The organism is Pseudomonas sp. PS01298 (assembly GCF_029959745.1).
In the GTDB taxonomy this organism is placed as follows: domain Bacteria; phylum Pseudomonadota; class Gammaproteobacteria; order Pseudomonadales; family Pseudomonadaceae; genus Aquipseudomonas; species Aquipseudomonas aylmerensis.
In genome coordinates this window covers 1-18,964 of record NZ_JASCPP010000057.1, presented here as the reverse complement: position 1 = coordinate 18,964, position 18,964 = coordinate 1, and the positions used below count along the sequence as shown (strand labels likewise).

At 62.4% G+C, this 18,964-nt stretch carries 18 protein-coding genes; 6 read left to right on the top strand and 12 right to left on the bottom strand.

Annotation, left to right across the window (positions count from 1 at the left end):
- Positions 1–56: 56 nt before the first annotated feature.
- The 4 genes from QMX97_RS19450 (at position 57) to QMX97_RS19435 (ending at position 4,867) form a co-directional block, all read left to right on the top strand.
- Complete coding sequence (locus tag QMX97_RS19450) at positions 57–236, top strand: DUF6026 family protein (protein ID WP_256595109.1); 180 nt, start codon at positions 57–59, stop codon at positions 234–236.
- A gap of 160 nt (positions 237–396) precedes the next feature.
- Entirely contained in the window at positions 397–2,154 is a 1,758-nt protein-coding gene (locus tag QMX97_RS19445; RefSeq protein WP_282397420.1) for a phosphoethanolamine transferase CptA, read from the top strand.
- 114 nt (positions 2,155–2,268) lie between these two features.
- A complete protein-coding gene (locus QMX97_RS19440; protein ID WP_282397419.1) occupies positions 2,269–4,503 on the top strand; it encodes a TonB-dependent siderophore receptor in 2,235 nt (744 codons plus the stop codon).
- 142 nt (positions 4,504–4,645) lie between these two features.
- Positions 4,646–4,867 (top strand): hypothetical protein, encoded by a 222-nt coding sequence (locus QMX97_RS19435; protein ID WP_065906738.1) that lies wholly within the window; start codon positions 4,646–4,648, stop codon positions 4,865–4,867.
- A gap of 89 nt (positions 4,868–4,956) precedes the next feature.
- On the opposite strand, the gene QMX97_RS19430 is transcribed toward QMX97_RS19435, so the two are convergent.
- From QMX97_RS19430 to QMX97_RS19415, 4 genes are all read right to left on the bottom strand, one after another.
- Entirely contained in the window at positions 4,957–5,448 is a 492-nt protein-coding gene (locus QMX97_RS19430; protein WP_282397418.1) for a GNAT family N-acetyltransferase, read from the bottom strand.
- Between the two features lie 173 nt (positions 5,449–5,621).
- Complete coding sequence (gene zapE / locus QMX97_RS19425) at positions 5,622–6,725, bottom strand: cell division protein ZapE (protein ID WP_282397417.1); 1,104 nt, start codon at positions 6,723–6,725, stop codon at positions 5,622–5,624.
- Between the two features lie 15 nt (positions 6,726–6,740).
- A complete protein-coding gene (locus QMX97_RS19420) occupies positions 6,741–7,076 on the bottom strand; it encodes a nuclear transport factor 2 family protein (RefSeq protein ID WP_065906474.1) in 336 nt (111 codons plus the stop codon).
- A 51-nt stretch (positions 7,077–7,127) separates the two neighbouring features.
- Complete coding sequence (locus QMX97_RS19415) at positions 7,128–7,844, bottom strand: YafY family protein (RefSeq protein ID WP_120450711.1); 717 nt, start codon at positions 7,842–7,844, stop codon at positions 7,128–7,130.
- A 159-nt stretch (positions 7,845–8,003) separates the two neighbouring features.
- Here QMX97_RS19415 and QMX97_RS19410 point away from each other — a divergent pair, with 159 nt between their 5' ends.
- Positions 8,004–9,050 (top strand): aldo/keto reductase, encoded by a 1,047-nt coding sequence (locus QMX97_RS19410; RefSeq protein WP_106804168.1) that lies wholly within the window; start codon positions 8,004–8,006, stop codon positions 9,048–9,050.
- A gap of 45 nt (positions 9,051–9,095) precedes the next feature.
- Here the strand turns inward: QMX97_RS19410 and pepN are convergent, their stop codons facing one another.
- From pepN to QMX97_RS19380, 6 genes are read right to left on the bottom strand one after another with little or no spacing between them, the layout of a single operon-like run.
- Complete coding sequence (gene pepN / locus QMX97_RS19405) at positions 9,096–11,753, bottom strand: aminopeptidase N (RefSeq protein ID WP_120448375.1); 2,658 nt, start codon at positions 11,751–11,753, stop codon at positions 9,096–9,098.
- 13 nt (positions 11,754–11,766) lie between these two features.
- Positions 11,767–12,597, bottom strand: coding sequence for a DUF2797 domain-containing protein (locus QMX97_RS19400; protein WP_282397416.1), 831 nt, complete (start codon positions 12,595–12,597; stop codon positions 11,767–11,769).
- Positions 12,594–12,854 carry a DUF1315 family protein gene (locus QMX97_RS19395; RefSeq protein WP_016972751.1) on the bottom strand — a complete coding sequence of 87 codons (261 nt, stop codon included), beginning with the start codon at positions 12,852–12,854 and terminating at the stop codon, positions 12,594–12,596. Before QMX97_RS19395 ends, QMX97_RS19400 begins: the two co-directional genes overlap by 4 nt.
- 14 nt (positions 12,855–12,868) lie before the next feature.
- On the bottom strand, positions 12,869–13,738 hold the full coding sequence (locus tag QMX97_RS19390) for a rhomboid family intramembrane serine protease (RefSeq protein ID WP_106804171.1): 870 nt from the start codon (positions 13,736–13,738) through the stop codon (positions 12,869–12,871).
- The gene (locus QMX97_RS19385) at positions 13,735–14,706 is read right to left on the bottom strand and encodes a metallophosphoesterase (RefSeq protein ID WP_106804172.1); all 972 of its coding nucleotides are present in this window, start codon (positions 14,704–14,706) and stop codon (positions 13,735–13,737) included. Before QMX97_RS19385 ends, QMX97_RS19390 begins: the two co-directional genes overlap by 4 nt.
- Complete coding sequence (locus QMX97_RS19380) at positions 14,706–15,596, bottom strand: NAD(+) kinase (protein ID WP_003217892.1); 891 nt, start codon at positions 15,594–15,596, stop codon at positions 14,706–14,708. Before QMX97_RS19380 ends, QMX97_RS19385 begins: the two co-directional genes overlap by 1 nt.
- Before the next feature lie 147 nt (positions 15,597–15,743).
- Here QMX97_RS19380 and QMX97_RS19375 point away from each other — a divergent pair, with 147 nt between their 5' ends.
- On the top strand, positions 15,744–16,691 hold the full coding sequence (locus QMX97_RS19375) for a DUF1853 family protein (RefSeq protein ID WP_282397426.1): 948 nt from the start codon (positions 15,744–15,746) through the stop codon (positions 16,689–16,691).
- 305 nt (positions 16,692–16,996) lie between these two features.
- On the opposite strand, the gene QMX97_RS19370 is transcribed toward QMX97_RS19375, so the two are convergent.
- Both QMX97_RS19370 and QMX97_RS19365 read right to left on the bottom strand, forming a co-directional pair.
- On the bottom strand, positions 16,997–17,599 hold the full coding sequence (locus tag QMX97_RS19370; protein ID WP_106805683.1) for a VWA domain-containing protein: 603 nt from the start codon (positions 17,597–17,599) through the stop codon (positions 16,997–16,999).
- Positions 17,600–17,652: 53 nt separating this feature from the next.
- Positions 17,653–18,651 (bottom strand): AAA family ATPase, encoded by a 999-nt coding sequence (locus QMX97_RS19365; protein ID WP_282397415.1) that lies wholly within the window; start codon positions 18,649–18,651, stop codon positions 17,653–17,655.
- Positions 18,652–18,964: the final 313 nt, after the last annotated feature.

The window sequence follows — 18,964 nt, the reverse complement described above, 5'->3', positions numbered from 1 at the left end:
CCTCGACTCAAGCGTTCTGGCACACCGCGACACACCGGCTATTTGCGAGGTAAGCAATGAGCACTGCACAGATGACCCGTCCTCCACAGACCCTCTACGTCTCTATCCGTCGCGACGAGCTGCGCCAGTTGAAAGACGAACGCGAGCTGCTGCAGCAGGAAGTCATGCGCCTGCGTGCGCACATCATTCAAGCTCAGCTGGATCAGCCTGCAGGCGCACAGCCTGCGCTCTGCTAAGCCCGGTCATCGCTTTGTAAGATAACCGCTACAAAAATCTCACAAAGTTTTCACACGCCCCTCCCGATACTCCCGCCCGAACGGCCACCCCATTCCAGGGTGGCCTCTGTTGCGCGCAGCCCTGCGCGTCGACTGCAGCATTATCGGGTTGGAGCGCTGGATGGCTATGTTCAAACGCAGCACTAAGTCTGCGAAAGGCTTTGATTGGGCCGGCCTTGCCTGGCTTTTCGTGTTTTTCTGGTACTTCTCGGGTATTACCCAACTGCTGATCCAACTCAGCGGCACCTCCGGCTTCAGCGGCTTTCGCCAAGCCTTCTTCATGAGCGCGATCTGGCTCGCCCCCCTGCTGATTTTCCCACGCCGTACTCGCTTGCTTGCTGCCCTCATCGGCGTGGTGCTGTGGGCCTGCTCCATGGCCAGCCTGGGCTATTTCTTTATCTACCAGCAGGAATTTTCACAAAGCGTCATCTTCATCATGTTCGAGTCGAACATCTCTGAAGCCGGCGAGTACGCCACCCAGTATTTCGCCTGGTGGATTGTGCTGGCGTTCATTGCCCACACCGCCGTGGCGGTTTTCCTCTGGACCCGCCTGCGCCCGGTGTACCTGCCGCGCGGCCAGGCGCTGCTCGCGGCGACGGCGATCCTGGTGGCCATCGTCGGTTACCCGCTGGTCAAGCAGATCGCCCGCAGCGACACCCTGGACGACGCCATCGACCGCTTCGAATCGCGCATCGAACCCGCCGTGCCGTGGCAGATGATCGTGGCCTACCGCCGCTACACCGAGCAACTGGACAACATGCAGGGCATGCTCGACAGCGCGAGCCAGATCCCGCCACTGACCAACCTCAAGGACACCATGGCCGGCCAGCCCTCGACCCTGGTGCTGGTGATCGGCGAGTCCACCAACCGCCAGCGCATGAGCCTCTACGGCTACCCGCGCAACACCACCCCGGAGCTGGACAAGCTGCGCGATCAACTGGCGGTGTTCAACAACGTCATCACCCCGCGCCCCTACACCATCGAGGCACTGCAACAGGTGCTGACATTTGCCGACGAAGAAAACCCGGACCTGTACCTCAAGACCCCGTCGATCGTCAGCGTGATGAAACAGGCCGGCTACAAGACCTACTGGATCACCAACCAGCAGACCATGACCAAGCGCAATACCATGCTCACGACCTTTTCCGAACAGGCTGACGAGCAGGTGTACCTGAACAACAACCGCAACCAGAACGCCCGCCAGTATGACGGCGACGTGCTCGCGCCGTTCTCCAAGGCGCTGGCCGACCCGGCCGAACGCAAGTTCATCGTGGTGCACTTGCTCGGCACCCACATGAGCTACCAGTACCGCTACCCGCCGACGTTCGACAAATTCACCGATCGCCAGGCCGTACCGGCCGGCATCAGCGACGATCAACTGCCGACCTACAACAGCTACGACAACGCGGTGCTGTACAACGACTTCGTAGTGTCGAGCCTGATCAAGGACTACGCCAAGACCGATCCCAATGGCTTTTTGCTGTACCTGTCGGACCACGGCGAAGATGTCTTCGATTCGGCTGGCCACGACACCCTGGGGCGTAACGAAGGCAAGCCGACGGCGCCGATGTACACCATTCCGTTCATGGCCTACGCCTCGCCAAAATGGCGAGAAAGCCACGACTGGAGCTTCGCCGGCGACTTGCAGCGCCCTTACAGCAGCTCGCAGTTGATCCACACCTGGGCCGACCTGGCCGGTCTGAGCGCCAAGGAACTGGACCGCAGCAAAAGCCTGGTCAGCGACAGCTTCAAGCCACGCCCGTTGATGATCGGCAACCCGTACCTGCGCCCGCAAAAGCCGCTGATCGACTTCAGCCTGATCAAGCCGAAAAAGGTCAATCCCACGGATGTGGTCCTGCAGGAATCCTCAGGCTTGTAACAGAAAGATAACAATCATTCTCGTTTAAGCCTAAAGTTCATCGCCTCCTTTCGTCTTTGAGCCAAGGCCTTCCCTTTCCGGGGTGGCCGCAAAGACGACAAGGAGTCTGCCGCGATGATCGCGCCTTTTACCCGTTCCATGACCTTCACGCTCGGCCTGTTCAGCGTGGCTATGAGCCCGGACCTCTGGGCTGAAACCGACCCCGAGCCAAACAAGACCCTCGAGCTGGGCGCCACCAGCATCACCGCTGAAGGCCTGGGCGCCACCACCGAGCACACCGGCGCCTACACCACGGGCTCGATGAGCACCGCCACCCGCTTGAACCTCTCCGTCAAGGAAACCCCGCAGTCGATCTCGGTGATCACCCGCCAGCAGATGGATGACTTCAACCTCAACACCCTGACCGAAGTACTGCGCCAGACCACCGGGGTCAACGTGCAGCACAATGACTCCGACCGAGTGTCGTATACCTCCCGCGGCTATAGCATCACCAATTTCCAGATCGACGGGATGCTCAATACGTTCGGCTACATGAAGACCGACGGCGACACCATCATCTATGACCACATTGAAGTGGTGCGCGGCGCCACAGGCTTGACCACCGGCGCCGGCGACCCTTCCGCCACCGTCAATATGGTGCGCAAACGACCTACCGCCCACTGGCAGGCGAAAACCGGGATCAGCGGCGGCAGCCATGACAACTACTACAGCTACGTGGATGTGGGGGGCCCGCTGGCATTCGACGGCAAGCTCCGCGGGCGCAGCGTGCTGGCCTATCGCGACAGTCAATCGTTCCGTGACCATTACGCGCTGCAACGCGCGGTTGGTTACGGGATTCTCGAAGGCGACCTGTCGGACGATACCGTGCTCGCCGTAGGCTTCGATTACCAGGACAAGGAAGTCCAAGGCACCTCATGGGGCACCGTGCCGTACTGGAACAGCCAGGGCGGCAAGGCCAAGCTGCCGCGCTCGACCAACATGGCGGCGCACTGGAGCTCCTGGCCGCTGACCGACAAGACCGCCTTCGCCACGCTCGACCATCGCCTGGGCGGCGACTGGCACGTGAAGGCCGCCTACACCCATCGCCAGAGCGACACGGACGGCAAGGTGTACTACGGTGGCGCGGGCTTCCCCAACGAGGATCGCAGCGGGATGCAGGCGTGGGCCAGCCATATGCGCGGCACCTCGAAAATGGAGGCGATCGACCTCAACCTGGCCGGCAGCTATGCGCTGCTCGGCCGCGAACACGCGTTGATGATGGGCTATGGCGAGGCGGCGCAGCGCGATGCCTCGCCCTTCATGCGCAGGGGTACCACGCCTGACGGCTACAACACGATTGATGACTGGAAATACATGGGCGGGATCGGCAAGTTCCCCGACACCGTCACCGACCTCAAGGGCGAACACGGCAGCAAGGAACAGAAGGCCGGCTACCTGGCCACGCGCCTGAGCCTGACCGACCGCCTGCATGCAGTACTGGGCAGTCGCTATGGCAGCTGGCAGCAGAAAAGCGCCACGCCCGAGTACGACGCCAACGACCAGCTGACCGTAGCCGGCAAGACCTCCCAGACCCACAATGATATGTGGACGCCCTACGCCGGGCTGCTCTACGACGTAACGCCGGTGTACACCGTGTACGCCAGCTACACCGACATCTTCAAGCCGCAAGGCCTGCGCGATGCCAACAAGAAGTACCTGGAACCGGTGGTGGGCAGCAACTATGAGGTCGGCCTCAAGGGCAGCCTGCTGCAAAAGCGCCTGAACGTGGCGGCGGCCTATTTCTGGAGCACCCAGGACAACGTCGCCGAGCGGGACTATTCCGTCGCGCCGAACCCGGTCACCGGCGAGGAGTTCTACAAGTCGGGCGGCAAAGGCAACAAGGTCAACGGCTTTGAGCTGGAGGTCGCCGGCGAAGTCATGCCCGATTGGAACCTGACGGCAGGCTACACCTATACCCACTCGGTGAACGGCACAGACAAGCGCAACAACACCGGCCAGCCCTTGAACCTGCTGAAGGTGTCCAGCGCCTACCGGCTACCGGGCGCGTGGCGCAAGCTGACGGTGGGCGGCGGCGTGAACTGGCAGAGTGAGATTTATGATTTCAGCAACCGGCCAACGGGCGAGCGCGATGGCGAAGGTAACTTGATCACCACCCGGGCGAAAATCACGCAACAGGCCTACACCGTGGTCAACCTGATGTCGCGTTATCAATTCGACGACCATGTTTCGGCGTCGCTTAATATCAACAACGTATTTGATAAAAAATATTACGAAAGAGTCGGCTTTTATAATGGCGTTTACTGGGGCGACCCGCGCGCCGTCACCCTTGCGCTGGATTGGCGGCTTTAACCGTGGAATCCAACATTAACGAAATCGTTAACTTTGCATCAGCGTCACGTTAACTCCCACTTAATAAGATCGCTGCATAGTCGCTCCATGAATCTGATCAAGGAGCGACCGGATGCCGATCACTCTTAACGGGAACACTGCCATGAAACTCTCCACCCTGATGCTTGCCAGCCTGATGACCCTGACCTCCGCCGCCGCCTTTGCCGAAGGCGGCTCGGAGCGCTCGAAGGAGTTTTACAACAACTTCACCTTCATGCAGCAAAAGACCCACGGCACCACCGAACAAACCGCCTCTGCCGACGGCAAGGACTTCAAGAAAGTAACGGCAGAACAATCCACCGACGAGAAACAACCGAACAGCTGATTCAACCGCACTCTCCTTTGTCATTCCGCTCCTGTGACCAAGGCTAACTTGGCGCCATTTAATGGCGCCTTTTTTTTGCCTGTTGGTTATTACAGCGCCTTGCTCCAGAACAACATGCGGCCATACGCCGGATCAAACTTCGAATCATCAAAGCCAAACTTGCGGTACGCCGACTGAGCCACCGCATTGCCCTCAAGCACCTCCAGGGTGATCTTGCAGCAGCCCCGCTGGCGGGCAATTTCCTCGACCTTCTGCAGCATTTTCTGACTCAGCCCCAGGCCACGAAACGTGCTCATCACCGCCACATCGTGGACGTTGACCAGCGGGCGGCAGGCGAACGTGGAAAACCCTTCAAAGCAATTCACCAGGCCCGCGGGCTCACCGCCGACAAACGCCAGCACACTGAACGCATGGGGACGCTTGGCCAGTTCAGCCGGCAGCTGCTCCAACAGGTCGGCGGACAGGCTATGGCCGCCGCCCATCGGGTCTTCGGCGTAATGGTTGAGCACACGGCCAATGGCGTCGGCGTGCACGGGGTTGGTGTAGCTGGCTTGCAGCACCAGGATATCCGGGGTTTCCATTGCCTTCCTCGATCGCGACTACAAGGGAATCGTCTCCCTTTTGAGGTCACGATTGTAAGCGTGGCGTCGGCTCCAGATGAAGGAGATTAACTACAAATCTGCGCCTGAAAGTGCGAAGAGTCTGCGATTAAAAAAGCCCAATCCGTCAGTTGCGCGAGATTTTCGTACAGGCGTTAGCCAAAGCGCTGCAGCTGCATTTCCTGCAACCGGCTCAGGGTACGGCGGAAGGGAAACGCCAGGTAGCCTTCGGTGTACAGGCTTTCCAGCGGCACTCGGGCCTCAATGAACAACGGCACCTTGCGGTCGTAACACTCGTCGACCAAGGCGATGAAGCGGCGCACGCTGTCATCGTGCACCGACAACTGCGGCAACTCACGATCACCGGCGACCACGCGCTCGGCGCCATCTTCGGTGCCACGGGCAATGCGCCCCGGACGCGTCTGCGCGCTCAGGTTGGGCACCTCGCCCAGCAGGATCACCTTGAAGCGATCGCAGAGCAGCATGAAGTCCATCGCCGCCAGGGGCTGCTCGCACAGGTCGGCATAGCGACACCAGAGCACACGGTCACTGAACTGCACCGTCGCGATGCTGCGGTGGCCGACAGACACTGGCCCGCTGTGCACCGCCTGCCCTGCGGCCAGTTGGTTGAATACGCCGGCCAGTGCATCGGGCTGATTCACCCAGTAGCGCTGCAGGCCAACCCCTGGGTGCAGGCGATGATCCTCGGCGCCCGCCACCGCGACCACCTGCAGGTACTGCTTGAGTGCCGCGATACCCGGCAGGAATCGGTCCCGGTTGAAGCCGTCGGCGTACAACTGGTCGGGCGGCTGGTTGGAGGTGCAGACCATCACCACGCCCTCCTCGAACATCACCTGGAACAGGCGGCCGAGGATGATGGCATCACCGATGTCATTGACGAACAACTCGTCGAAGCACAACACCCGCACGTCCCGGCTCAGTTCGCGTGCCAGCGCCTGCAGCGGATCGTGGGTGCCGGTGAGCTGGAACAGGCGCTGGTGCACCCAGCCCATGAAATGATGAAAGTGCTGACGCCGCGCCGGCACCCGCAAGGTTTGGTAGAACTGGTCCATCAACCAGGTCTTGCCACGGCCCACCGGCCCCCACAGGTAAACCCCCTGGATCGGCGCGCGGCCTTGATGCAACGCGGTATGGCAAGCTTGCAGGGCGTCCACTGCACGGCGCTGGGCAGCGTCGACGACGAAACCCTGCTGGGTGATGGCGTGTTGGTAGGCAGTCAGCGGCGAGTCGAAAGTCATGCCCGCCAGTATGACTTACAGCGAGATATCCAGCCGCGAAATCTTGCCCTGCTCATTCAGGCGAAAGGTGTAGCGCAGCTCCAACGGGCTGCCGGGGAAATTGCCCGAGACCACATTGCTGACCAGCACTTTGCCGGTGCGATGCTGCACCTTGAGCACTTCGACCCGCGGCTGGTAGCGCCGCCCGGTGTCCTCCATCCAGCGTGCAATGGCAGCGCTGCCGACTTGGTGCTGGCCTTCGTCGAAGACATTCGCGTCGTCGGCAAAACACTGGGTGATGGCTGCGGTGTCGCGGGAATTGGTCGCCGCGATATAGGCCGCGATGGCTGGGGCCAATTCAGGCATGGACATGGCAAAGCTCCTTTTTGAGTGGTTGTAGGGCCATGCTAAGCCAGGGTTGTGTCAGTTTTTGTCAGGAGTGAACGGACCTTTTTCATGCGACTCCATCAGCTTGCGCCAGGCCCGCAGCCAGTCACTGCGTCGCCCCGGATAACGCCCGCCGCTCTCGCGAGCGCTGGCCACGCGGTCGGTGCGAAAGGTCCGATAGGCGCCACGCAATTCACACCAGGCCACGATCACCCGCACCTCATTGAGAAAGCCCAGGGCCAGCGGCCAGATCAGGCGCTCGCTGTGGGTCTGGCTGGCATCGGCGTAATCGATCTGCAGCTTGGCCTGGTGCCTGATGGCCTCGCGAAACACATCCAGCGGCACGCGGTTCTCCGGGTAACCGAACCCGGGTGGCCCCGGCAGTAAAGTGGGGTTGCGCAGCGCCTCCTGGGCGGCCGGGTCGAGCACGTCGGCGATTTTCGCCAAGGCATTGGCGGCGGCGCGGCTGAGCACATCGTCGCCACGCTGGTCCACATACCGCAGGCCCAGCACGATGGCCTCGGTTTCCTCGGCGTTGAGCATCAACGGTGGCAGGAACAACCCACTGCGCAGCACGTAGCCGACCCCCGCCTCGCCGAAAATCGGCGCGCCCAGCGCGGTCAATTCGGCAATGTCGCGATACAGCGTGCGCTCGGACACCTCCAACTGCGCCGCCAGCACAGCGGCGGTTACCGGGCGTTTCTTGCCCCGCAGGGCCTGCAACAAGGTCAGTAGACGAGTGGTGCGCGACACGTTGATCCCACCGAACAAACAAAAGTGCCGCAGCTTACCAGAGCCCCCTGTCAGTAAATGTCAGCAGTAAAAAGCCTCTTGACCGTATAAATTATCGCGATCATATTAAATACATGTTTCCAAACATGTAAGACACATCACTGCCTCTGGAGTCCTTGTATGCGCAATAAAGTCTTTGGCCGCCGTAGCGGTCTGCAGGTATCTGAACTGGCCCTGGGCACCGGTAATTTCGGTACGGGCTGGGGCCATGGCGCCGAGCGCGATGAAGCCAAGGCGATCTTCGATGGCTACCTTGAAGCCGGTGGCAACTTCCTCGATACCGCCAACGGCTACCAGTTCGGCCAGGCCGAAAAGCTGCTGGGGGAATTCATCGCCAGCGAGCGCGACAACCTGGTGGTGGCCACCAAGTACACCCTGCGCACCCAACCGTCCGATGAGGGCACGATCAGGCTCGGCAACAACCGCAAGAACCTGGTGCGCGCGGTCGAAGAAAGCCTCAAGCGCTTGAACACCGACCACATCGACCTGCTCTGGGCGCACATGAGCGACAACGTCACGCCCATGGAAGAGATCCTGCGCGGCTTCGACGACCTGGTGCGCGCCGGCAAGATCCACTATGCCGGCCTGTCCAACTTCCCGGCCTGGCGCATTGCCCGCGCCGACCTGCTGGCTGAAGTGCGCAACTTTGCGCCGATCATCGGCATCCAGGTGGAATACAGCCTGGTCGAGCGCACCGCCGACCGCGAGCTGCTGCCAATGGCCGAGGCGCTGGGCCTGGGTGCCACATTGTGGTCGCCGTTGGGCGGCGGCTTCCTGACCGGCAAGTACCGAGAAAGCCAAGGCGACACTCGCGCCAGCAAAATGGGGATTCTGGTCCACGCGGAAAAAAGCGCGCGCGAAACCGCCGTGCTCGACACCCTGCTGGCCGTCGCCGCTGAACTCGACGCCACCCCGACCCACGTCGCCATCGCCTGGCTGCGCGAAAAGGCGCGACGCTCGACCACGGCATTGATCCCGATCCTCGGCTCGCGCACGCGCGCACAACTGGACGCCACGCTGGGCGCATTGAGCGTGCACCTGTCGGCCGAACAGGTCACCCGCCTGGACACCGCCAGTGCCATTCCGCTGGGCGTGCCGCACGGCATCATTGCCGAGCGTTTCCCTGTCGATATCGGCGCGGATACACCTCGACCACCGGTAATTTGAAGCAAAAAAAAACGGCCTATACAGGCCGTTTTTTATTCAGGCGACTCAGGCAAGGCTCTTGCTGACCACCTCGAACACATCACTCGACAACTCACCCGAGCCACGAATGCGCTCCAGCTCCGCCTTCATCAGCGCCTGGCGCGCGCTGTCGTATTTACGCCAGCGCGTCAGTGGCGCCAGCTGGCGCGAAGCGATTTGTGGGTTGAAGCCGTTCAGTTGGATAACCAGGTCCGCCAGGAAGCGATAACCCGAACCGTCCGCCGCGTGGAAGTTGATCAGGTTCTGCCCGGCAAAAGCGCCGATCAGCGCGCGCACCTTGTTCGGGTTCTTGAGGTTGAACGCCGGGTGCTCCATCAACGCCTTGACCCGTGCCAGCCCGCCCGGCAACGTGCTGCCGGCCTGTACGCTGAACCACTGGTCCATGACCAATGGGTTGTCCTTGAAGTTCTCCGCGAACACCGCCAGCGCCTGGGCTTTTTCCGCTTCGAACGGCGAGTTCACCAGCACTGCCAGTGCGGTGAGGCGTTCGGTCATGTTGTCGCTGGTGTCGAACTGATCCAGCGTCGCCGCCAGGACTTCTGGCTTGCCGCTGAGCATCAGGTACGACAACGCGATGTTCTGCAGGGCACGACGGGCGAAGTGCTCGGCGGCCGCGACATACGGCGTCTGCTTGGACAGCTCGCGATTGGCCTGGTAACGCAGCCACAACCCTTCGAACAGATGGTCGGCCAGTTGCTTGCGGGCAAATTCGCGCGCGGCGTGGATCGCATCGACATCCGCCACCTCGCTGATTTCCGTCAGGTAGGCTTCGCTCGGCAGCGAGAGCATCTCGGCGACCATGGCCTGGTCCAGGGATTCATCGCTCAAGACAGTGCGCAGCGCGTCGATCAGGCGTTGGTCCAGCTTCAGCGGCTGGCCCGCCTGATGCTGGCCGATCAGTTCCTGCAGCACCTGCACCGACAGTTGCTGGCCGGCATCCCAGCGGTTGAAGCCGTCGCTGTCGTGCTGCATCAGGAACATCAGCTGGTCGCGGTTGTACGGGAAGCTCAGCTTCACCGGGGCCGAGAAGCCACGCAACAGCGAAGGCAACGGCTGTTCGGCGATATCGACGAAGGTGAATGTCTGCTCGGCTTCGGTCACCGAGATCACGCGGGAGGTGGCGCCAGCCGTCGCTTCACCGGCCAGGCGCAAGGCGATACCGGCGCCCTTGGCGTCCAGCAGGCCCAGCTCCACCGGAATCACAAACGGCAGCTTCTCGACCTTGTCCGGGGTTTGCGGGCAGCTCTGGCGGAACGTCAGGCTGTAGGTCTTGGCCGCGGCGTCGTAGGACTCGCTCACCGCCAGGCGTGGCGTGCCTGCCTGGCTGTACCAGCGCTTGAACTGGCTGAGGTCGGCGCCGTTGGCGTCTTCCATGGCCTTGATGAAGTCGTCGCAGGTCACGGCCTGGCCGTCATGGCGTTCGAAATAGAGGTCGCTGCCTTTGCGGAAGCCTTCGGCGCCGAGCAAGGTGTGGATCATGCCGACCACTTCCGAGCCCTTTTCGTACACGGTCAGGGTGTAGAAGTTGGAGATCTCGATAAAGCTGTCCGGGCGTACCGCGTGGGCCATGGGCCCGGCGTCTTCGGCGAACTGGTGGGTCCGCAGGTACGCCACGTCCTGGATGCGCTTGACCGTGGCCGAGTTCATGTCGGCCGAGAAACCCGAGTCGCGGAACACGGTGAAGCCTTCCTTGAGCGACAGCTGGAACCAGTCGCGGCAGGTCACGCGGTTGCCCGACCAGTTGTGGAAGTATTCGTGGGCGACGATCGCCTCGACCCGCTGGTGCGCGGCGTCGGTGGCGGTTTCGGCGCGGGCCAGCACGGCACTGGAGTTGAAGATGTTGAGGCCCTTGTTCTCCATGGCCCCCATGTTGAAATCGTTCACGGCGACGATCATGAAGATATCGAGGTCGTACTCACGGCCGTAGGTTTCTTCGTCCCAGCGCATGGATTTTTTCAGGCTGGTCATGGCGTGCTGGCACTTGTCGATATTTTCCGGCTCGACATAGATGCGCAGCGCCACTTCACGCTGGGTCATGGTGGTGAAGCTGTCTTCGACGCACCACAGGTCGCCGGCCACCAGGGCGAACAGGTACGCCGGCTTCTTGAACGGGTCCTCCCAGGTCGCCCAGTGACGGCCGTCCTCACCGGGGCCGCTGGCGATCGGGTTGCCGTTGGACAGCAGGATCGGATAGCGATGTTGCTCGGCGATCACCGTGGTGGTGAAGGTGCTCATCACGTCCGGGCGGTCGAGGTAGTAGGTAATCTTGCGGAAGCCTTCGGCCTCACACTGGGTGCAGAACATGCTGCCGGATTTGTACAGGCCTTCCAGCGCGGTGTTGGTTTCCGGGTGGATGCGCACGCTGGTGTCGACCGTGAAGGTTTCGCGGGTCGGGTGCAGCGTGAGGTGGCTGTCGGTCAGTTGGTAATCAGCGGCCGTCAGTTCCTGGTCGCCGAGGTTGACGGTCAGCAACTCCAGTTGCTGGCCATCGAGCACCAGCGGCGGCAAGCCGGCGCCACGCGCAGGGTTGCGGCGCATCACCAGCTGCGCGTGGACCAGGCTGTGGTCCTCGAACAACTCGAAGGTCAGGTGCGTCTCTTCGATCAGGTAGTCCGGCGCCTGATAGTCCTTCAGGTAAATCATCTTCGGTTGTTCGGTGCGCATGGATGGCATCCTTCTACTGATGCACGGCGAGCTGGTAGGCCGTGTACTTACGAATATTGATAACGCCGGTGTCGAAGATCAGGTATTGGCCCTTGATCCCCAGCAGCGTGCCTTCGGCAATCGGGTTCTTGTCCAGGTTGAAGCTGACAATCTTGGTCGGATACTGCTCGACCGGGTAGCGGATTTCGATCGGCTCGATGTCGGCAATCGTTTGGATGGCCTGTAGGCCAAAGCGTTCCTGCAACGTCACCAGGCCTTCGGCGCAGGCCACGAACAGCTCATCGCGCACGTGCTTGAGGTCCACCGATTGCGCATCGCCCTTGAGCAGCGCTCGCCAGTTGGTTTTGTCGGCCACTTGGCTGCGGAACAGGTCCTCGACAAAGCCGGACTGCTGGCGAGTGGCAACGCGCATGATCGGCAGCGCCTGGCTCGCGCCCTGGTCCAGCCAGCGGGTGGGCAATTGGGTCGCGCGAGTGATGCCGACCTTGATCCCCGACGAGTTGGCCAGGTACACCACGTGGTCGGTCATGCAGAACTGCTCGCCCCAGCTCGGATCGCGGCAGGTGCCGGCGTCGTAATGGCAACGCTCGGGGCTCATGATGCACAGGTCACACTGGGCCAGCTTGGTCATGCACGGGTAGCAATACCCCTGGCTGAAGCTGGTCTTGGTCTTGCGGCCGCAATGGCTGCAATGGATGGCACCGAGGTATTCCAGGCGCACATGAGTACCGATCAGCGGGTTGACCGGCACCTCGACATCGCCCAGGCGAAACGCGTATTGAACGGTCGGCTCACCGAGTTGCGCCGACATCTTGCTGACTGCACCGCGACCAATTTCAATCAATGGATCGCATCCGACTTGAACAGGATGTTCGGCACCGGTGCCGACTTGGACGCGCACTCCTGCGGGCCCATGTAGCCGGTGCGCTGGTCTTCCGGCAGGTTCTGGATTTCCCAGGCGATCACCGCCTGCAGGGACAGCTCGCGCTGCTCGGCGGTGAGCTTGCGGCCATCGGACCACTTGCCGATTTCCACCGCGAGCTTGAGGCTCTCGTAGATATCGGGGGTGATGTTTTCGATCATTTCAGCAAAAGAGGACATGAGGCTCTTCCTTATCAAAGAGAGGATTTGCGACGGTTGTACAACCCGCCGAGCAAACCGGTAAGGCAACCGATGACCAGGCCGCCGACGTGGGCAGCGTTGGCGATTTCACCGAAGCCGATCATCGAGACCAGCCCCGACAGGCACAGCACCAGCCACACCAGCATCATCACCAGCACCCCACGGGGCAAGCGATAGGCCGGGTTGGGCGACAATAATTGAAAGATCCAGCAATGCCCGAGCAAGCCATACAACACGCCGGACAACCCGCCAAACAGGCCGGGGCCACCGTAGGCGTATTGAGCGTAGTTGGAGACCAGGCTGAACAACAGGGTCAAGCCGAGCAGGTTGATGCTGCCTTGGCGCACTTCGATGCGCCGGCCCAGCTCCCAGTACCACATGCCATTCATGGCCAGGTGCAGGATGCCGAAGTGGATCAGCATCGGCGTGACCAACCGCCACCACTGCCCTGAAGCCAACATGTCGGCGAACGGGGTGAACTGGATGTACTCGCCCATCACCCGAAACGGCAGGAACGTCAGCCAGCTCATGGCTTGCAGGTTCTCACCCAGCAAGGTCACCGCGCCCACGATGATGCTCGCCAGCAGCACCAGCGCCGTTACCGGGCTGTGGCGCACTTGCTGGATAAAACCGGGGCGCGAAACCGGCGCCTGCTCGGGAATATCCAGTTGCTGGTCTGGATCGCCGGCGGGAAAGCGTTGGTACAACACACGCACGTCTTCACTGATGGTTTCCGGAACCCACAACACTTGCTCACCCGCCTCTTCGCTGACGCGATGGGGCACTTGCATGCGTTGCAGCAATTTGACGAAACCACCCAGGTCGACGCTCAGGGGCAGGCGCAATACAGCCACGGTACTCATTTAATGACCTCAGGTCGCTCAACGTCGACCCAGACGAATTTACGCGGATCCAGTTGGGTTTCCTGGTCCAGGCGGTACGCCACCAACTTGCCGTACAGCACGGCGCTGTAGTCCAGGCAGGCCAGGTTCGGGCGGATCGGCGCCGGTTTGCCGCTGCGCCAGTAATGGCCGACGAACAGCAGGGGCTCGTCGACGCCATAGCGCAGCAGGGAATTTTTTTGCGTGGACGACAACGGTGTGCGCGCCACCGGCTCCGGCAAGGCGTCGGGCTGGAACACGATGTCGCCGTAGGTTTTCGGGTCGTCTTCCCAGAACTTGGTGCGAAAGAACGAACGCGTCAGCCCATCGCCGCCGGTCAGCGTGAGGCCATCGGGCAGGCGCATGTCGGTGCCGCGCAACAAGCGGTCGAAGGCATTGCAGGCAAAACTGCCGGGCACGGCGGCGGCCTGCAGGAAGTGCGGGTCGATGCAGCCGTCCGCGAAGGTCGCGCGCAGCGGTTGGATAAAGCCGTCATCCCAGCACGCATGCACCACGCGAAAACGCCCAGCATCGACAAACAGCGGCATGTCGTAGAACCAGCCGAGGAAGTCGTGCCAGTCACCCGGGTGCTGCTCGAACTGGGTCAGGGTTTCCTGGATCAACCGCGCATGCCGTGGGTTGTGCTCGCGCACGAACTGCTTGCCACTGCCCGGCGGCGCCGGTGTGGTCCAGCCCAGGGCATTGAACTCGTGGTTGCCCATGATGCACAGCGCCTGACCGGCCTCGGTCATGTCATGGACGATATGCAGCGCCTCGCGAATGCGCGGGCCACGGTCGATGATATCGCCGAGGAACACCGCCATGCGCGACGGGTGGCGCCAGGTGCCCCCTTGCTTGTGGTAGCCCAACCGGTCGAGCAGGTGCTCAAGGGTATGGGCGCAACCGTGCACGTCACCAATCAGGTCGTAGCTGCGCGCGGGATCGAGCATCAGTCGCCTCCACCCCCCAAGCGGCTGCCCCAGCCCAACTTGGTGCGGCACACTTCGTAGTAGTTGTGGTCCAGCGGATGGATCAAGCGCAACTTCTGCGCCTTCTTGCTCACGGTGATAGTGTCACCGGGGGCGCAGGTGAAATGGTTCTGCCCGTCGCAGGAGACTTGCGGGTAGATCTGCATGTCTTTGGATACCACGATTTTCAGCTCACTGTTGCCATCGACCACGATTGGCCGGCTCGACAACATATGGGGGTACATCGGCACGATCACAATGGCATCCAGCTTGGGATGCATGATCGGGCCACCGGCCGACAGCGCGTAGGCAGTGGACCCGGTCGGCGTGGCGACGATCAGGCCGTCGGCCTTCTGGCTGCACACGAACTGGCCGTCGATATACAGCTCGAACTCGATCATCCGCGTGGATTTGCCGGGGTGCAGCACCACATCATTGAGGGCATCGCCCTGGCCGATGGCCTCGCCGTGGCGACGTACTTCGGCTTGCAGCAGGAAGCGGTTTTCCACCAGGTAATGGCCGTCGAGGACCTTGGCCACTTCGACTTCCAGCTCATCGGGACGGATATCGGTGAGGAACCCCAGGCTGCCACGGTTGATCCCCAGCACCGGCACGTTATGCCGCGCCAGGGCCCGGGCGGCGCCGAGCAGGCTGCCGTCGCCGCCGACCACGATGACCATGTCGCACACTTCGCCGAGCATCTTGCGGGAGGAAGTCTGCAGGCCGTGGCCGGGGAGAATTTCGGCAATGGTGTCTTCGAGGATCACATGCAGATGGCGTTCCAGCAGGAATTTTTTCAGCCGGCGGACGGTGTCCAACACCTGGGTACTGCCCAGGCGACCGATAATGCCGATATTGCGAAATTGCTCCATGGGGCTCCTGCGGGATTTGGGGTGTGGCAAAAAAGAAACGATTATGGGCGAAAGGCCGCCTGAGGCAAAATCCTTTGTCGCCGTGAAGCCTTGATGACAACGGTTCTCAGCCACCTGCGCGGCGGTTAAAAGGCTATGCTCGGACTCATGACTGTGTTCCCGGATTTGCACAACCTGCCCCGCCAACTGCGCCACCCCGAGGTGCGCGACCTGGCGTGGGTAATGCTCGCCCCGCCGATGCTGGCGCAGACGCCGTGGCCGCAGCGCCACCCGCTGGCCGGCAGCGACTGGGTGCAAGCGCCCGAGCGGCTTGAACACTGGCTACGCACACTCGACCGCGACAGCAGCGCCTTGCAGCACTGGCTGAGCCTGTCGCGCACGCGCCGCCTGGGCCTCTACTACGAACGCCTGTGGCAGTTCGCCGTGCAGCATGCGCCGGGCGTCGAGCTGCTGGCCGCCAACCTGCCGATCCGCCGCGCCGGGCACACCTTGGGCGAGCTCGACATGCTGCTGCGCGACCGGGAGGGCGTGCACCACCTGGAACTGGCGATCAAGCTCTATCTCGGCCCCCAGCACGGCAACGGCGAGGACACTGCGCAGTGGCTCGGCCCGGGCTGCCATGACCGGTTGGATCGCAAGCTGGCGCACCTGGCCCAGCATCAACTGCCGATTTCGGCGCGGCCGGAAAGCCGTGAGGCGCTGGGCGCCTTGGATATCCAGCAGTTCGACGCGCATTTGTGGCTTGGGGGGTATTTGCTCTATCCCTGGCCGGGCCAGGCGGAGCCGCCCCGAGGGGCCCATCCGCAGCATTTGCGCGGGCGCTGGTTGCATCAGCGTGACTGGCAGGAGTTTGTCCGCACCACCCCGCCTGGGCGCTGGCAGCCCCTGCCCCGGCACGCATGGCTGGCACCCGCGCATTACCGCGCGGATGAGGTGTGGAGCGCGGAACAAATGCAGGGCTGGCTCGCGGAGTTGGAGCCGATGGCGCCGGCGCAGCTACTGGTGCGCATGGTGCAAGTCGGTGAGGACTGGGAGGAAGCCGAGCGCTTGTTCCTGGTGGCTGATTTGTGGCCGAACGTGCCGGGCAGCACCTGATGATTTTTGCGGGGTGGCTGATGGCCTCTTCGCGAGCAAGCCCGCTCCCACACTTGGAGCGTATTTCAGGCTGGTTATTGGCTTGGCTGTGGGGTCTGGGTGAGGGTTTTGGGGCCGTTTCAAGGGACCCATCGCAGGCAAGCCAGCTCCTACATTTGGAGCGTATTTCAGGCTGGTTATTGGGTTGGCTGCGGGGGTTTCGGGCAGGCTTGAGGGGTCCATCGCGGGCAAGCCAGGCCGACATTTCAAGCGCGCCGCATATTAATGTGGGAGCTGGCTTGCCTGCGAAAGCAATAGTCCAGGCACTACAGCCTATCGATATGCCGATATTCCAGCTGCAACTCGGCCGCCAGTTCCTGCGCGCGCCCCAATCGGATCGGTCCTCGCTCGATATCCACCAACAGCCCCGGACACTCCAGCAACGGCAGCCCGGTAATCGTCTTGAGCCGCCCATCGGTGATCACCAGCAAGCGCTGCTGCTCGGTCGGATAGCGCTTGCGCCGTGCCGCCAACCAATGCCCCGCCTCGGTCAACGCCGCCAGCAACGGCGTGCCGCCACCCGCGCCCAGCTGTTCGAGCCAGCCCGCCAGGCTTTTCGCCGCCTTGAGCCCCTGCACCTGCCATGCGGGCGATTGTCCGCTGGCCGTCAGCAACGCCATGCGTGCCCGCTGGCGATAAGCGTCATCAAACAATTGCGCCAATAAGCCTTTGGCGTCGGTCAATGCACGGTGCCGACGGGTAGACGCCGAAGCATCGACGATCACCAGCCACAATTCATGCGCCGAACGGCTGCGCAGGTGGTAGCGCAAGTCTTCACGCGATTGCGGTCGGCCACCGAGCAAAGTGCCCGGCCAGTTGACCGCGCCCTGTTTCGCGCTGCGCGCCTTGCCCTGCCTGCCTCTGTCCAGTCGCCCCGCGGTGGGACGGGCATCCGCCCCCGCGTCAGGTCGGGGGCGGATGCCTAGGGCTTTTTTGGCCAGCTGGGCACGTCTCGGCGGGCGCCCGTGGGCAGGGTCGGTGCGGGCATATCGCCCCATTGGCCTTGACCAGGCGAGGTATCCGACGGCTTGGGCGCCTGGCCTTCAGGCGGCGGGCTGGCCGCTGGGGATTGCGCTTGACGACGATGGCGCAAGGCAAATTCCGCCACCGCGTCTATATCGTCCTCGGCAATCGCGGTCGCCCCGCGCCACGCCGCGTGGGCCCTGGCGCCGCGCAGCCAGACCAGATCAGCGCGCAAGCCATCGACACCCGCAGCAAAGCAGCGCTCGGTGATCTGCGCCAAGGCCTGATCATCCAGCGCGATGCTCTCCAGCCGCGCCCGCGCCTGGGTGCAGCGCTCACGCAACGCGGCCTGCTGCTCGGCCCACTGCGTGCAAAACGCCGCCGGGTCACTGTCGAAATCCAGACGACGGCGGATGATTTGCCCACGCTCGGCCGGCAACGTCTGCCCGCTCAACGCCACATTGAAACCGAAGCGATCCAGCAACTGCGGCCGCAGTTCGCCCTCCTCCGGGTTCATCGTGCCGATCAGCACAAACCGCGCCGAGTGCCGATGGGAAATACCGTCGCGTTCGATCAGGTTGGTGCCGCTGGCGGCAACGTCCAGCAACAGGTCGACCAGGTGATCGGGCAGCAAGTTGACTTCATCGACATACAGCACGCCCCCGTCGGCCTTGGCCAGCACGCCGGGGGAAAACTGCGCGCGGCCTTCACCCAGCGCAGCGTCCAGGTCCAAAGTGCCGACCAGACGTTCTTCGGTGGCGCCCAACGGCAAGGTGACGAACTGCCCGCTGGCGAGTAAGTCGGCCAGGCCGCGCGCCAGGGTCGACTTGGCCATGCCGCGCGGGCCTTCGATCAGCACACCGCCAATCTTCGGGTCGATGGCAGTCAGGCACAGCGCCAGCTTCAAGTCATCGGCGCCGACCACGGCGGACAGCGGAAAATGGGGAATATCAGTCATGCCTATTTCTCGTTAAATTCTGCGGCACAGGCGGTTTCCTGTGGTGGTCGAGCGTGTTGTGACCCGCAGGCCTCTTGTCAGCCAGTGGGCTTGTTGTGACCAGCAGCCCCCCCGTCAGCCAGTGGGCCTGTTGTGACCAGCAGCCCCCCGTCAGCCAGTGAGCTTGTTGTAACTAGCAGGACCCTCTCAGCCAGTGGGCTTTTTTGTGGCGAGCGGGCTTGCCCCGCGTTGGGCTGCGCAGCAGCCCCATTAAAGCCAACGCATTTGTTTCTGACAAACCGCAGCGTGCGGTTTTGGGGCTGCTTCGCAGCCC